At 36.1% G+C, this 14,104-nt stretch carries 14 protein-coding genes and 1 pseudogene; 9 read left to right on the plus strand and 6 right to left on the minus strand.

The features are described from left to right. Window positions 1-21 precede the first annotated feature (21 nt). Window positions 22-216: a YdiK family protein gene (locus QR42_RS03030; RefSeq protein ID WP_003213897.1), complete on the minus strand. Its 195-nt coding sequence runs from the start codon at window positions 214-216 to the stop codon at window positions 22-24. Beyond that, the gene (locus tag QR42_RS03035; RefSeq protein ID WP_039176864.1) at window positions 213-947 is read right to left on the minus strand and encodes a CPBP family intramembrane glutamic endopeptidase; all 735 of its coding nucleotides are present in this window, start codon (window positions 945-947) and stop codon (window positions 213-215) included. Before QR42_RS03035 ends, QR42_RS03030 begins: the two co-directional genes overlap by 4 nt. 229 nt (window positions 948-1,176) lie before the next feature. On the opposite strand from QR42_RS03035, the gene groES reads away from it, so the two are divergent. From groES to QR42_RS03070, 7 genes are all read left to right on the plus strand, one after another. Continuing rightward, window positions 1,177-1,461, plus strand: a complete 285-nt coding sequence (gene groES, locus QR42_RS03040; RefSeq protein WP_024426730.1) for a co-chaperone GroES — start codon at window positions 1,177-1,179, stop codon at window positions 1,459-1,461. 56 nt (window positions 1,462-1,517) lie between these two features. Further along, window positions 1,518-3,152, plus strand: coding sequence for a chaperonin GroEL (gene groL, locus QR42_RS03045; RefSeq protein ID WP_039176868.1), 1,635 nt, complete (start codon window positions 1,518-1,520; stop codon window positions 3,150-3,152). Between the two features lie 689 nt (window positions 3,153-3,841). Next, window positions 3,842-5,149: an SIR2 family NAD-dependent protein deacylase gene (locus tag QR42_RS03050; RefSeq protein WP_039176871.1), complete on the plus strand. Its 1,308-nt coding sequence runs from the start codon at window positions 3,842-3,844 to the stop codon at window positions 5,147-5,149. After that, complete coding sequence (locus QR42_RS03055) at window positions 5,133-5,624, plus strand: hypothetical protein (protein ID WP_039176874.1); 492 nt, start codon at window positions 5,133-5,135, stop codon at window positions 5,622-5,624. Before QR42_RS03050 ends, QR42_RS03055 begins: the two co-directional genes overlap by 17 nt. Beyond that, on the plus strand, window positions 5,621-7,564 hold the full coding sequence (locus QR42_RS03060; RefSeq protein ID WP_039176877.1) for a hypothetical protein: 1,944 nt from the start codon (window positions 5,621-5,623) through the stop codon (window positions 7,562-7,564). Before QR42_RS03055 ends, QR42_RS03060 begins: the two co-directional genes overlap by 4 nt. Window positions 7,565-7,746: 182 nt before the next feature. Beyond that, on the plus strand, window positions 7,747-8,016 hold the full coding sequence (locus QR42_RS03065) for an FMN-binding negative transcriptional regulator (protein WP_442852922.1): 270 nt from the start codon (window positions 7,747-7,749) through the stop codon (window positions 8,014-8,016). A gap of 177 nt (window positions 8,017-8,193) precedes the next feature. Continuing rightward, complete coding sequence (locus QR42_RS03070; protein WP_039176880.1) at window positions 8,194-8,631, plus strand: hypothetical protein; 438 nt, start codon at window positions 8,194-8,196, stop codon at window positions 8,629-8,631. 47 nt (window positions 8,632-8,678) lie between these two features. Here QR42_RS03070 and QR42_RS03075 read toward each other — a convergent pair whose 3' ends face one another. Then, window positions 8,679-9,146 (minus strand): hypothetical protein, encoded by a 468-nt coding sequence (locus QR42_RS03075; protein ID WP_039176883.1) that lies wholly within the window; start codon window positions 9,144-9,146, stop codon window positions 8,679-8,681. A gap of 125 nt (window positions 9,147-9,271) precedes the next feature. Further along, window positions 9,272-9,945 (minus strand): annotated as a pseudogene (locus QR42_RS03080) (hypothetical protein). A 209-nt stretch (window positions 9,946-10,154) separates the two neighbouring features. Here QR42_RS03080 and QR42_RS03085 point away from each other — a divergent pair. After that, entirely contained in the window at window positions 10,155-10,523 is a 369-nt protein-coding gene (locus QR42_RS03085) for an RlpA-like double-psi beta-barrel domain-containing protein (protein WP_024424478.1), read from the plus strand. A gap of 73 nt (window positions 10,524-10,596) precedes the next feature. Then, complete coding sequence (locus tag QR42_RS03090) at window positions 10,597-11,646, plus strand: hypothetical protein (RefSeq protein ID WP_039176887.1); 1,050 nt, start codon at window positions 10,597-10,599, stop codon at window positions 11,644-11,646. Between the two features lie 214 nt (window positions 11,647-11,860). Here the strand turns inward: QR42_RS03090 and QR42_RS03095 are convergent, their stop codons facing one another. Beyond that, window positions 11,861-12,232 (minus strand): carboxymuconolactone decarboxylase family protein, encoded by a 372-nt coding sequence (locus QR42_RS03095; protein WP_039176890.1) that lies wholly within the window; start codon window positions 12,230-12,232, stop codon window positions 11,861-11,863. 274 nt (window positions 12,233-12,506) lie between these two features. After that, a complete protein-coding gene (locus QR42_RS03100) occupies window positions 12,507-14,039 on the minus strand; it encodes a multicopper oxidase family protein (protein WP_039176892.1) in 1,533 nt (510 codons plus the stop codon). Window positions 14,040-14,104: the final 65 nt, after the last annotated feature.

The following is a 14,104-nucleotide window of genomic DNA, read 5'->3' on the forward strand; positions in this document are numbered from 1 at the left end:
ACACGGAAAATGGTTTTTAATTTATTTTTGTTGCTGTTTTTTGAGTTTGACAGAGAAGGCAAACATTTTAAGCGCGATATTGATATTATAGGCCGCAAACACCATCAGCAAAATGCTGTAAAATGACCACATGTCACCTGGGTTTTGAATGGCCATATAGGTGAAAGCGACACCTACGGCAAAATAAATGATGCCCCATACGACTGGGTTTCTCATGAGAAAAAGCCTCCAATAATCATTTGCATGGTTTGAGATTGTTCTTCAATCATTTTTTTCACTGGCTCAATCTGCACAAGAACAACAAGTGAATTCATCAGCATATGAGCGCCGATTGGGACAATGATTCGTTTTGTTTTCGCATATAAAAAGGCAAAGGTAAAGCCCATTGCGGTATAGAGCAAGATATGGGGAAAATCATTGTGTACAGCAGCGAAAACCACTGAACTGGCAAGTGCCCCAATGAAGAAATTCGTTTTTTCATAAATCACACCAAAGATGATTTTACGGAAAATGATTTCCTCTAAGATCGGACCAATCAGGGCGATGACGATCACAAGCCAAGGAACGGCATTCATAATGGATAATATGGTTTGCGTATTTTCTGATTCACGGCCAATGCCGAATGCATATTGTTCAATCACGCCTGCAATCGATTGTGCAAAGAGAGAAAGAAAGAAACCGCCAATGATCCATGCGATAGCAGAACCGATTGAAGCAGGCGCTTCATTTCGCAGTGAAGCTTTTGGGACGGTTCGAAGGATGAGCAGAATAATGATCAATCCGATACAGAAACTGATGATTGTCCACGTTCCTGATAATTTTGAAAGCTCTGTTTGAGTCATCGGTGTTTGAATGAATCCCAGCCATTTCATTATGAGAAAATAAGGAAACGCAGATACCTGTACCAATATATACGTTAAGATGATGTACCAATATTGTTTTTTCAAGTAACGAAAACCCCTTTACTAAAAGAACTAAATTTATTGTAACACAAGTCTTCTTTTTCGATGAAAAGGAAAGAATCTGAGATTCAAAAAGATCGTGAAAGCGTAAAAATTTTTAAAGGTTTTCACTTGAAATTGCAGAAGACATTCTTTATTATAATAAATGTGTTAGCACTCACTGGTGATGAGTGCTAAAAAAGACTACATATAAAAATTGAGGAGGTTGTTTCTTATGTTAAAGCCATTAGGCGATCGCGTAATCATTGAACTCGTTGAATCTGAGGAAAAAACCGCTAGCGGTATTGTTTTACCGGATTCTGCAAAAGAAAAACCGCAAGAAGGTAAAATTGTTGCAGCAGGTTCAGGGCGTGTACTTGAAAGTGGTGAGCGCGTTGCGTTAGAAGTAAGCACAGGCGACCGCATTATCTTCTCAAAATATGCAGGCACTGAAGTGAAATATGAAGGAAAAGAATATTTAATCCTTCGTGAGAGCGACATTTTAGCTGTTATTGGATAATCACATAAAAAAGCATTGAGATATATTTTTAAAAAGACTGAGGAGGTTTCGTTATTATGGCAAAAGATATTAAGTTCAGTGAAGAAGCACGTCGTGCGATGTTACGTGGTGTAGATGCACTTGCAGATGCTGTAAAAGTAACTTTAGGACCAAAAGGACGTAACGTGGTTCTTGAGAAAAAATTCGGTTCTCCACTTATCACAAATGATGGTGTAACGATTGCAAAAGAAATCGAATTAGAAGATGCATTTGAAAACATGGGTGCAAAACTTGTGGCTGAAGTTGCAAGCAAAACAAACGACGTAGCTGGTGACGGTACAACGACTGCAACAGTTCTAGCTCAAGCGATGATCCGTGAAGGTCTTAAAAACGTAACAGCTGGTGCAAACCCTGTTGGCGTTCGTAAAGGGATCGAAGAAGCAGTGAAAGTAGCACTTGTAGGCTTGCACGAGATTTCTAAACCAATCGAAGGTAAAGAATCAATTGCTCAAGTTGCGGCTATTTCTGCAGCAGACGAAGAAGTCGGCAGCCTAATCGCTGAAGCGATGGAACGCGTAGGTAACGACGGTGTCATCACAATTGAAGAATCTAAAGGATTCACAACTGAGCTTGAAGTGGTTGAAGGTATGCAATTTGACCGCGGATATGCTTCACCATACATGGTGACTGATTCTGATAAGATGGAAGCAGTTCTTGAAAATCCTTACATCTTAATCACTGATAAAAAGATCACAAACATTCAAGAAATCCTTCCTGTACTTGAGCAAGTTGTACAACAAGGAAAACCATTATTGCTTATTGCTGAAGATGTAGAAGGCGAAGCACTTGCAACTCTTGTTGTGAACAAACTTCGTGGTACATTCAACGCAGTAGCAGTAAAAGCACCTGGGTTCGGTGATCGTCGTAAAGCAATGCTTGAAGACATCTCTGTTCTAACTGGCGGAGAATTAATCACAGAAGATCTAGGACTTGACCTGAAATCAACTGAAATCGGTCAGCTTGGCCGCGCGTCTAAAGTCGTTGTGACAAAAGAAAACACAACAATCGTTGAAGGTTCAGGAGATTCTGCTCAAATTGCAGCACGTGTGAACCAAATCCGTGCACAAGTAGAAGAAACAACTTCTGAATTCGATAAAGAAAAATTACAAGAACGTCTTGCAAAACTAGCTGGCGGCGTCGCTGTCATCAAAGTTGGTGCTGCAACTGAAACAGAACTAAAAGAGCGTAAACTACGCATCGAGGATGCACTGAACTCAACTCGCGCAGCAGTTGAAGAAGGTATCGTATCCGGTGGTGGTACAGCACTTGTGAATGTATACAACAAAGTCGCTTCAATTGAAGCTGATGGTGACGTTCAAACAGGTGTAAACATCGTTCTACGTTCTCTTGAAGAGCCAATTCGTCAAATTGCTCACAACGCTGGACTTGAAGGATCCGTTATCGTTGAGCGCTTGAAAAACGAAGAAATTGGCGTAGGCTTCAACGCAGCAACAAACGAATGGGTAAACATGATCGAAAAAGGAATCGTTGACCCAACAAAAGTAACTCGCTCTGCACTTCAAAACGCAGCTTCTGTAGCAGCAATGCTTCTAACAACTGAAGCAGTCGTAGCTGACAAACCAGAAGAAGGCGGCTCAGGCGGCGGAATGCCAGACATGGGCGGCATGGGTGGAATGGGCGGAATGATGTAAACGCCTAAAACCCTTTTAATAGAAGGTGGCAAGTGAAATAAGAATTTTTTGTTAATCCTTTACGAAAAACAAAGATAATTGTTTTATAAAAGGCCTTTTGTATGTTCACTGAACTTACAAAAGGCCTTTTTGGCATTAGTATAAAAGCGTAGATAATCATGTGTCTGCATTCACTAATTGTTCCTGAATTAATCATGTATATGTGTATCTTCATTTATATAATGTAAAGTGTTTTTGGATATTCACATGCTTCATTATTAATTTTAATCAGTTTTTATTCAATTTAATATATATTAGGTATATGGTGTCATCAAAGAAAACAAAATTTTGGTCAGTATAAATCAATTGTTGTTTCATTTTATTTTTTAAAACATGATTTAGTTATTTAAGAATTTTTTCTTTATCTGCTTTTGAAAGATGAATGCCCTATAAGCTAAAATTTAGATATTTCTTTAATTTTTGACTGTTTAGTGCAGAAATTCAAAGAAAAATTAGCTAAACTAAAGGATCTAAGTGAGAATCCTCATCTTAAGATATTGTGATGGTGTTAGAAAAGTAGAATTCGAAGATATGGAGTTAAAAAGGGTAAGGAGAGGATTTATATGGATATAACTGTAATGATAAGTTAAAATGAATATAAAAAATCATATTCTGGACTTTTAATTAAGAGTAGAGAAAGAGGAGGCAATATGAACATTCACTTAGAAGATCTAAAAAAAGATTACCATGATGGAATACTAGTACCCTTTATTGGTGCTGGACTATCTTTACCTTTTAAAGTGCCAACTTGGGGGGGGCTAATTAGAGATTTAACTGAAAAATATGCTGTAGAGCAATTAGCTTTTATAAAACAAGCAGTTGAAATAGACTTGAAAAAACATGACTATTGGGGGGCTATCGATGCAATAAAGAAATATGCTCCTATAGAAGAGGAAGATATTCAAGAAAGAATAGTAGAATTAATTTTAGAAAAACAAAAAAAATTAGATGACAATTCCGAGCATAACTATTATGACCTTAGTAAAATGAATTTCTCTTTATACTTGACTACTAATTATGAAAACCTCTTACAAGAATACTTGAAATTTGATTTACAACCCATCCTTCTTAAGGATATAAATTTTAGTACTCAAAAATTATTTAGTCAAAAAAGGGTTTGTCACCTACACGGAACCATTTCTAACTCTGGACACATTGTAATTAGTCGACAAAGTTATCAAGAATTATATAATGATAAAAAATACGACAATTTATTGAAAGCTGTAACTGCGAATAAAAAGCTTTTGTTTATGGGGTTTTCCTTTGACGATCAATTTATTAAGACTTTAATTAAAGAACATAAAGAATATTTTAAAAGTACCCACTACATTTTATTAAGTAATCCAACTGAAGATAAGATTAGAGAATTAAGAAAAAACTACGGATTAATTACCATTCCTTATGATGCAGAAAACTCAACTCATCCAGCTGAAATAAGAAAAATCCTTCATGAAATTTCTAAACCTGCAAAAAAAAAGAGCCTTGAATCTAATAATGAAGGTAAACAAAATAATTCCGTAGTTGTAGCAGGTGCTGGATTAAAATCTTTTAAGAAAAACTTAGAAGGCAACTTATTTTATAAAAAGTTAAAATTAGAAAAAATAAATCCTGCTTTAATAGAATTAAGTTCTGTTTTTTATGTTACGGCAGATGAATATATTAGAGCTTTGAATAAACTAGGAATGTCTATCGATGTCATAGATTTGATACTAGGACAAGTATTTGTTGAATATATGGATCGATATGTTGATTCATATTCAGAACATGGTGACAGTGAAGAATTTTTAAAAGAAGTTCATAAAAGTCTAGAGGAAATTGATTTTGGAAGATACAATGAATTTTTAAAAGTTAATAAATCGAATAAATCTGAAAATAGAGGTTTTGTTCATATTCTAGCAGATAATGAAAAAGAAGAGATATGGTGGGGGAGGGAACGTTTCGATGGAGCTAGAAACTAAATATAAATCTTCGGTACCTATCTCAATACAACTTTTATTCAATAATCAAAAATTAGACATTATGAAGGTATTATGTTTAATGAATGCGCTTTCTATTCAAAATAAAAAACAAAGAAAAGTAGAAGAAATTTTATTTTATTATAGTTTAGTAAATTTTGATTTGGCTAAGATCTTTCATGATGATATAGACAATATTGATAAATTTACTCTTTCTCCTAATCAATATTTTCGTTTTCAAACAAAAATAAATGAAATACTGTTAATCATGTCACATTTACAATTTATTGAGGTAAAAGGGAAGATGTATAATAAAATAGGTGAATTAAAAGTGAAATTAATATCTTCTGGAGAAAAATTTTATCATGATAATAAATCGGAATATTTAAATTCACTTTTTAATAAATATGTTGAAATGTATACAAAAATAAGCTATTCAGCAGAAAATGCTAAGAGAATTAAGGAGGGAAGGTATTGAGTCGTATAATTCTACATAAATTAATAGTTCAGGGTATCTCTTATAGAAGGGTAATACACTTTAATAAGGATTTAACCATTATAAGTGGTGAAAAAACATCTGGGAAATCTCTTATACTTAGTTTGATTGATTATTGTTTTGGAAAATCTGAAAAAATTGATTTAAATGTTCAGCTTGAATTAGATGCCAAGTGTGATCAAGTTTTTTTAGAGTTAAGCATTGATAAAGAGATTTTAACTTTAAACAGAATGTTAAAAAAGAAACAAACTAAAATTAGCATTTATTTTTGTCCCTATGAAAATTTAGATGAATATACACCTAAGACCCTCGATATTCAAGATGCGATGAAGATTTTAATGAACAAATTAAATATAAATGAATATAAATTAATACGTCATCAAAAACATAGTAATCAAAAAGAAATAGAAACTGTATCTTTTAGAGATATTTTTAGGTATGTATATATTCATCAGCATGAACTTGGAACAGGTGATTTTTTAGAGAAAAAGAGCACCTTCAAAGCAAATAAAAATCCTCATGCTTTTAAAATGATGTTTAACTTAGTAGATGTTGATAAGGATACATTAAATGAACAATTGGTTAAAGTACAAAATGAAATTGATGAAACAAGAAGAGAATTGTATGGATTAAATTCATATTTGAAAGATTTAGATGCACTAGACAGATTTAGCCTTCAATTAAAATCTGATAAACTTCATTTAGAGATTGAGGAACAAAAAGAAATTAAAGTCAGTGTATTGGAAAAAAGCGTTACTAAAAGTAATAACAATGACGAGAATAAAATGTATGTCAAATTGAAAAATGATTTTAACGAAACTTCCAACGAGATTTTTGAGTATCAACGTAATAAAAGGCATTGTCAACTTTCAGTAAATTCTAAGAAACTGTTGATTAAAGAATATGAAGTTGAACTAAAGGAAGTTCAAGAAACTCTGGAACTTAATTATAATCTGACAATTCCTGACCAAAGTGTAGAATGTCCTCTTTGTAGTTCAAAAGTTTTGGGATACTTACATAATAGAGTACACCAAAGTGAAAATGCTGAGAAGACTCTTCAAAAGATAAAGAAACAAATTGTAAATAAAATAAGTTTAGTTCAGGGGCTAATTGAAAAGGAAAGTAAACAAATTGAAGATTATAACAAAGAAATTTCATTACTTTCAGAAAAACAATCAATTTATAATGAAGCGTTAGGAGAGTACTCAAAAAAAACTGAGGTACCATATCTTTCTCATATTGATAGTATTAACGCAGTTATTAATAAGTTGACTAAGAAACAAGAAAGTTTAAAAGAAGCGCTGAGAATACATCATAAAATTGATGAAAAAGAGAAGCTAATTGAAGATTTGAAGGCCCAAGAATCTCGACTAATTAAAGACATTGAAGCTTTACATGTTAGTAGTGCAGAGAAAGAAGAGATTTTTAAATTTCTAGATAAGAAGTATAAGAGTTTTATGAAAAGGTTAAAATATGATACTACAAATGAAACAAATATTCATCAAGAGCAAATGATACCGTATTACAATGGAGCAAGTGTATATGCACATGAAAGCGGTGGACTATTAGAATGTATGCAGCTCTCTTTTTTGGGAGCAATCCTAACAAGTAAAACCAAGGGTTATGCTAAAGGTCATCCTGGAATTCTTTTATTGGACTCAATAAGTAAATATGTGGGAACATTAGAGAAGAAAGAGGAAATTGGTGAAGAGTTTGCTTCTCCAAAAAATAAAATTAATGATCCTGAAGTTTACGATGAGTTTTATAAGATTTTAATAGAACTTAGTGAAAATCATCAAATAATACTTGTAGAGAATACACCACCAGATAAATATGATTCAATTTATACGAAGTATACCTTCTACAAAGGAAAAAGAGGATTTATTGATGAGGAAGAAAATGAAATAAGAGAAGATATCTAAATTATTTAGGAATGAGACTATTATGTGAGTGGAGTAACCCTCATATCAGAGGGCCACATTTTCTGTGAAAGAGGATTTAATCCGCAAGAAGATGAGGTATCAGACGTTTTTGATTCTAAAGGTGAAGGTATATGAAAATCTGAAAATTTGGGCTTTTTCAAACAGGGGGGCATGCCTTTCACATGGGAGACGAAGAGCAAAAGAAATTAACCACAATGCTGGAGACATACGAAAGTCACAGAGAACAGCCGGTGCTATGGGATACGTTATCTGAGGAACTGTTAGAGAAGCAAATGAAAGGCATTGTAGGCTTTAAGATCATCATTGATGAAGTTCAGGCTGCTTTTAAATTAAGCCAAAATCGCCACGAAAGGGATTATGCCCGCATCGTTGAAAAGCTCGAAGCAGAGGGTGAAGTGGAAATCGTTGAGGCGATGAAGGAAAGATTATAGGAAGTATGAGAAAGCACTCTTATGATCAAGAGTGTTTTTTTATTTTCAGAGATATAAGATATCTTGGCTTATAATGTCACATTTTCTTTAAAATTACATAAAAAAATCCACTATTTCCATAAAAGATCAGATCAATTCCTTATAATAAAGGTATCTGAGAATGGGGAGTGAGTCGAGATGGACCAAAACTTGTTGCAAATGGATCAAGTAAGATCAGAGGACGAATTAGCGGTTGTGAATATTTCTTCTACAGAGATTGGTGCGCTATCAAAAGAAACAGCGGAGCGGATTTTACAAACGCAGGATACGGATTATATTCATCAGCTGATGTATGTTCCGATTGAAAAGAAAGAAGATTTGAATTGGTTGATTCAAAGTGTTGGAGAGGCGTTAGACGATGAAAATGAAGATGACGCTGCACTTGAATTCGCTGATTTGCTCTATTTCTTTGTAATTCCGTTATATGAGGAATATATAATGAGAGATCATCATTTGTATGAATGTTTAGAGGATTTGCTGGTACGATTAGCATCAAGGGCTCACTCAGATATTCACGCACTGGTCAATGTTATGAGAGATGATTTAACCGAGATGAACATTAAAAAAAGCTTGTAGAGTGATTCTCTACAAGCTCTTTATTTATAAGAAAATCCATCAAGCAGTTATTGGGCTCTTTCCCAAGTAATTTTTGTTTCGTTTGTTTTTTTCGTTCCCTTTGCCAGCACCTTGCCGTTTTCTTGTTTCACGGTGATGTTTAGGTCATAAAAGGAATAGAGGGCGCCGAGGCTGTCGTTTTCTGGTTTATGAAGATTGTTTTCTTTTTCGGTTGATGCTCCAATGGCAAGCGTCTTGGCAAAGTTTAAACCGATGACTTCAGCGTAATCACTATTGGTATCAGAGGAAGCTGTTACGTTTAAAGAAATGATTTTTTTCTTTTGATCAACGGTGATGTCAGTGTCTTTGATGAGCTTAGACTGCTCCATCACTTCTTTCGTTTCCTTTTGAATGCGTTCATTAATTGTTGGAAGTGCCTTCGTTTCTGTTTTTTGTTCTTTCGTCGTATTTGAGCAAGCTGCTAGAATGCAGAGACTTGCAACTAGACTCATGAAAACAAGTAGACTTTTTTTCACGTTCGATCTCCTTTTTTCTCCGAAGTATGTATGCTTATGTTACCACGAATCCTTGTTTTGATTAAAAGAGAAGTGTTGATAAGCTGTGAACAATAAAAAGCACCCTCTATCGGGTGCTTTATTTCTTATTGTGCTGAAAGGCTTGTACTTAATGGAATAGAAGAAATAACAGTGAATTTAGGAGTGGCAGCACCAGATTCTAAATTTTACGTAAAAGCGATGATTTGATTGACCCATCCCATTTTTTATAGACACTTCCTGATGTATTTGCTCGAAGCTGTACATTTGAGAAGCTTGCTTGTGAATAGCTGTTTGTTCCATTATCCTGTACGCCGTGTACCATTTTGACAACATCAAGGTTTTTCAGACGGCTAGGGTTGTAAACAGGCTGCTTATAACGCAGTTTTCCATTGACGTATAGTGACACTGTACCATCACCGTTGTTGATGAGCTTTAAGTTGACGCGTGCGCCATCTTTAATACTTGAATCGTATTCGCTGTTCCAGTATTTACTGCCGCCTTGTGAGCCGCTGCCTAGAAAGACCTTATAGCCAGAAGACGTTTTTGAAATACCGCTCTCTACAACGGCAGAGCCGAGACCGAGATACCAGTCCGCATAGCCATTTTTAATGGTGGCTGTTTTCGGCAGGACAATATCGGCAGAGATACCTGACCATTTGGCTTCATCCGTTTGTGTCACAATGGCGCCGTGACGAGGACTAGCCGCTGAGGCAGGAAGGCTTGAAAACATCAAAACGAAGGCCAAACTTACAATCAAAACAGTGAACCACTTTTTCATGAAAATTCCCCCTTAAATTTGATTCACCTTCATTATATAAAATGAAAGAGGGGAGCTGCTTACAATGTTCTAGCTGATTTTGGCAGTATTTATGAACTTAATCGGTCATAAAGTGGTCAACTTGTATTTGAATTGTAATGTGTCTGTAAAATAACTGGGTTCATCTTCATGTATAATAAGTGCAGAAACCAAAAACGGAGGATTTCTTAATGAATAAAAAGCTTATCACGACAATCGTAACAGTAGCTAGTTTATTTTTAGCATTCAGTTTCTCACATGGAGCAAGTGCAAAAAAAGTAAGCGGCAATATTACTTGGTATAATGGTGTCGGCAAAAAAGGCGCAGATGGAAAAAAACTCGGTCATTGGGATGCAGCAACTAAAATGGGCTTTGACGTACCGAAAAAAGGTACAAAACTAAGAGTGACAACAAAAGCGAAACCACATAAAGTGATTACAGTATATAAATATGATGTAGGCAGAATGCCAAATGCTGTACTAGACGTAAGTCCAAAAGCATTCAAAGCACTTGGGTATAAAACAAGTAAAGGTGTCGTAAAAGGGCATTACACTTATTAATACATAGGCATGCAAAGAAGCGGGAAAAGTTCATTTTCTGGCTTCTTTTCTTGTAGAGAGGGTCTGAAAGGCAATGAAAAAATCAACATGGTGGATCATCACAGTCATTGGCGTCGCAGTAATTGCGGCAGTTCTTTTCTTCATGATGAAGCCGGGGCAAGAGGCAAAACATGCAGGGAAAGTCAAAACAAACCAAGATGCAAAAGACGAATTGCTCGTTTCATTTACAGATCAAAAGTTAAACAATACTTATTACTTGCATGATCGGGCGCTTCATACGGAGAAACTGACAGCATATCCTTCGATTGCTTATGATTCTACGAAACAGGTTTTATATTACACGTATACAGATGAAGATACGCAAAAGGTGAGTATTCGGGAATTAAAGGTGAAATCTGAAGAAGAAAAAACACTGTTTACGAGTGATGATTCCATCGACAGTATGAGACTGTCTGGTGATGGGAAGAAGTTATTTCTTAGGTATAACAAGGAGTCTGGAGAGCAATTTTATGTCGCGTCTTTTGATTTGAAAACACACAAAATGAAGGAGCTGTATCCAGAAAAAAGCAAGGACGATACGGTGAGTTCTTTTGCATATGATCCGACTTCAAATGATTTGGCGATCCAGCATTATTCTTTAAAAGAAGATTATCAAAAAACCGATGAAGCGAATGAAAAGGGCAGAGATCCTGAACCAACAACCATGAAGATCACCCTTCAAACAGGTGAGAAGGGGAAACGCATTGCACGCATCTCACAAACGATCAATGACATTTCATTTTCTCCAGATCATAAGAAATTGATTTATACAGAAGTAAAGGTTCGTAAAGAAAAAGAAATATCCTCTATTAAAATGCTTGATGTAGAAACAGGAAAAACGACGACACTCGTTAAAAACAGTCAGGATGTTCATATTTTAAGTGCTGCACAGCCGCAATTTTCTACGGACGGGTCGTCAGTTTATTTCTTAGGTGTTGCAAAAAACGCAAAAGAATTAAAGGATGACACTGGACGAAAGGCGAAGGTAAGAACGATTTTTGAATACAATATGAAGAAGAAAACAGTGGAAGCCGCTTGGGAGAAGGATGGCGGAATCATTAACAATTTCACTGTCAATCGATAAAGGAAACGTTCAGTTATTTATATAACTGGACGTTTTTTTATTTTGTCATTTGAAATGCTGGAGAAATGGTGAGTTTATAGGAAGAAAATCAGCTTTTAAACAGTGATACGAGTGCTATTTTCATATTTTGCTTATGTGACAGAGAAAAAGAAAAAGAGTAATATGAGTGAACATAAAAAAACGAGAGGACTGATGACATCTCGTTTTCTCTGTTTTATTTGTTTTCATCTAATAAGTTTTGAAAGATAAACAGGGCATTAATGGAGTGAGGGAAGCCAGCAACCTTTGTACAGTGTTTAATAATCTCCATAATTTCTATGACAGAAAGTCCAATATGTAATGCTTGTTCAAAATGAGTCTTTAAGTCTTCATCACAATCGCCTTTTGTGATGAGGGAAGATAATGTGCTGATGGCCTTTTGTTTTTCATCTAATATGAAGTGGTTGAATTCTTTTTGTTCACTGAGTTCAATGGTTAGTTGTTCAATGTTTGACCGAATGCTCTCGTTCTCATGAATTGAAAGCTTCTCTCTGTTACCTGCCGCTGTTTCTTGTTTGACCTGGCAAGTTTCTTTTTCTTCATTCAAATTGAACTCCTCCGTTTGTTATCGCAATTTTCCATTTGTTCGTTCATTATGGCTTATGTGCCTTTTGATAGATGTAATGGGTATATAGTAGTATTATCGGTTTGCTGCGTCAACTTTTTAAGTGTGTAATGCTCCTCAAAGGAATGATTCATGCGATTTATTTTTCCATTTTGAAATGGATCATAAAAGGGCTAATGAATAGATGTCCGTTAGCCCTTTGTAATCAGCAATTTCATAAAAGTTCTACGCATTTAGCGGAAGAATGGTTTCATTTTTAATGAATGATATCCATCGGCCTCATCATGTCATAATCTTCATGCTCTAAAATATGACAATGCCACACATATCGGCCGGTATATGGAACAAATCGAGCAACGATCCGAATGACTTCACCTGCATGCGCCTGAATGGTGTCCTTGTAGCCTTGTTCATGTAAAGGAGGCGCTTCGTTTGGCCCTGTATACACGATTTCTCCTGTCGATTGATAGACTTCTGTATCAAACGGCCTTCTGTCTAATACCCTAAATTGAACAAGATGCAAATGAATAGGGTGTGTACCCCTGGTTGGATTGACGATGGACCAAACCTCTAGACTGCCAAGACGAGGATTTTCCGTGACAGGGTCATTCCAAAAGTTGTTATCGAGCAATAGGATTGGGCGGCCGTATTTATCCTGTGTGCCGGTAAGTGTGAGTGTACGCTCTCTATCAGCTCGACTTGGCCGAAGCGGTGGCAGCGGTTTGAAAATCGGACGTAATGTCTTAGGTACCCTTCCTTTTAGCGGACGTGTGACTTTGAATTGCATAATGTTCGCATCTGTTTCAGGATTCACATCCTGTCCGCAGCCGGCTGTATTTTTGAGAGTGATCGTTTTGTTTTCGTAAGCTGAAAAGTCGATGATGACATCGAAACGTTCAGCAGGCGCGATGCTAAATGATTGATGGCGAACGGGTCTTGGCAAAAAGCCCCCATCTGAACCAATTTGCATGATTGTAGCGTCGTTATCTAGATGCAGCTCATAAGTTCTAGTATTGGACGCATTTAAAATACGAAAACGGTATTTTCGCGGCTCTACTTCTAAATACGGCCATACTTTTCCATTGACTAAGATTGTTTCTCCACAAAAAAAGGGCACGATGGATGGGTCTGGAATGTCACTGTCTTCTGGCGAGTCGTTTGGTCTGCTAGGATAAAACAGTGAGCCATCCTCTTGAAACGTACGGTCCATAATCATTAAAGGAATGTCATAGTCATCTTTCGGAAGCTCTAAGGACTTTTCAAATGCATCTGAGATCAAATAAAACCCAGCTAAACCGGCGTACACATTTAGTCGTGTCAATGCCATCGCATGATCGTGATACCACAATGTGCAGGCTTGCTGATGATTCGGGTATACGTAAGTCTCTCTTTCAAAAAAAGGGCCGGTTGCTTCAAAGTCCCTTGAAAACCAGGCCTCTGGGTAGCCGTCACTGCTTGCTGGCGTGACACCGCCATGCAGATGAACGACTGTTTTGACCTCTGGTTCATCGTGATGCCCAGGATGAATGGTGTGATCGACAGGGAGGAAATGTTTCAATGGCAATTTGTTCATCCATTTCACTTTGACCTTTTCATTTCGATTGGCTTTAATGGTTGGACCAGGCAAACTGCCATTATAGGTCCATAACTTGGTTGGGGGCAGGTCTCTATGAACTTTTAAGAATACCTCCTCCATAGCAATTTCATAATACGTTTGTCTTGGGTTTTTTTTGACGGGCTCCGCGACTTCTGGAATTGGAAGCTCGTCAACAAATTTTTCTAGGTTCATGTTGACTAATCCTCACTTAAATACAATTTGATACAGTATAAGTGCGGACATCCAAATAGGTGAAT

It is taken from the genome of Bacillus sp. WP8 (assembly GCF_000800825.1).
Classification (GTDB): Bacteria; Bacillota; Bacilli; order Bacillales; family Bacillaceae; genus Bacillus; species Bacillus safensis.

What these genes read in the sequence shown, in the direction of transcription:
- QR42_RS03065 (WP_442852922.1), top strand. Translation starts at nt 7,747, where the DNA reads ATGGGAGACGAAGAGCAAAAGAAATTAACCACAATGCTGGAGACATAC.
- groL (WP_039176868.1), top strand. Translation starts at nt 1,518, where the DNA reads ATGGCAAAAGATATTAAGTTCAGTGAAGAAGCACGTCGTGCGATGTTA.
- QR42_RS03050 (WP_039176871.1), top strand. Translation starts at nt 3,842, where the DNA reads ATGAACATTCACTTAGAAGATCTAAAAAAAGATTACCATGATGGAATA.
- QR42_RS03090 (WP_039176887.1), top strand. Translation starts at nt 10,597, where the DNA reads ATGAAAAAATCAACATGGTGGATCATCACAGTCATTGGCGTCGCAGTA.
- groES (WP_024426730.1), top strand. Translation starts at nt 1,177, where the DNA reads ATGTTAAAGCCATTAGGCGATCGCGTAATCATTGAACTCGTTGAATCT.
- QR42_RS03100 (WP_039176892.1), bottom strand. Translation starts at nt 14,039, where the DNA reads ATGAACCTAGAAAAATTTGTTGACGAGCTTCCAATTCCAGAAGTCGCG.
- QR42_RS03030 (WP_003213897.1), bottom strand. Translation starts at nt 216, where the DNA reads ATGAGAAACCCAGTCGTATGGGGCATCATTTATTTTGCCGTAGGTGTC.
- QR42_RS03070 (WP_039176880.1), top strand. Translation starts at nt 8,194, where the DNA reads ATGGACCAAAACTTGTTGCAAATGGATCAAGTAAGATCAGAGGACGAA.
- QR42_RS03055 (WP_039176874.1), top strand. Translation starts at nt 5,133, where the DNA reads ATGGAGCTAGAAACTAAATATAAATCTTCGGTACCTATCTCAATACAA.
- QR42_RS03085 (WP_024424478.1), top strand. Translation starts at nt 10,155, where the DNA reads ATGAATAAAAAGCTTATCACGACAATCGTAACAGTAGCTAGTTTATTT.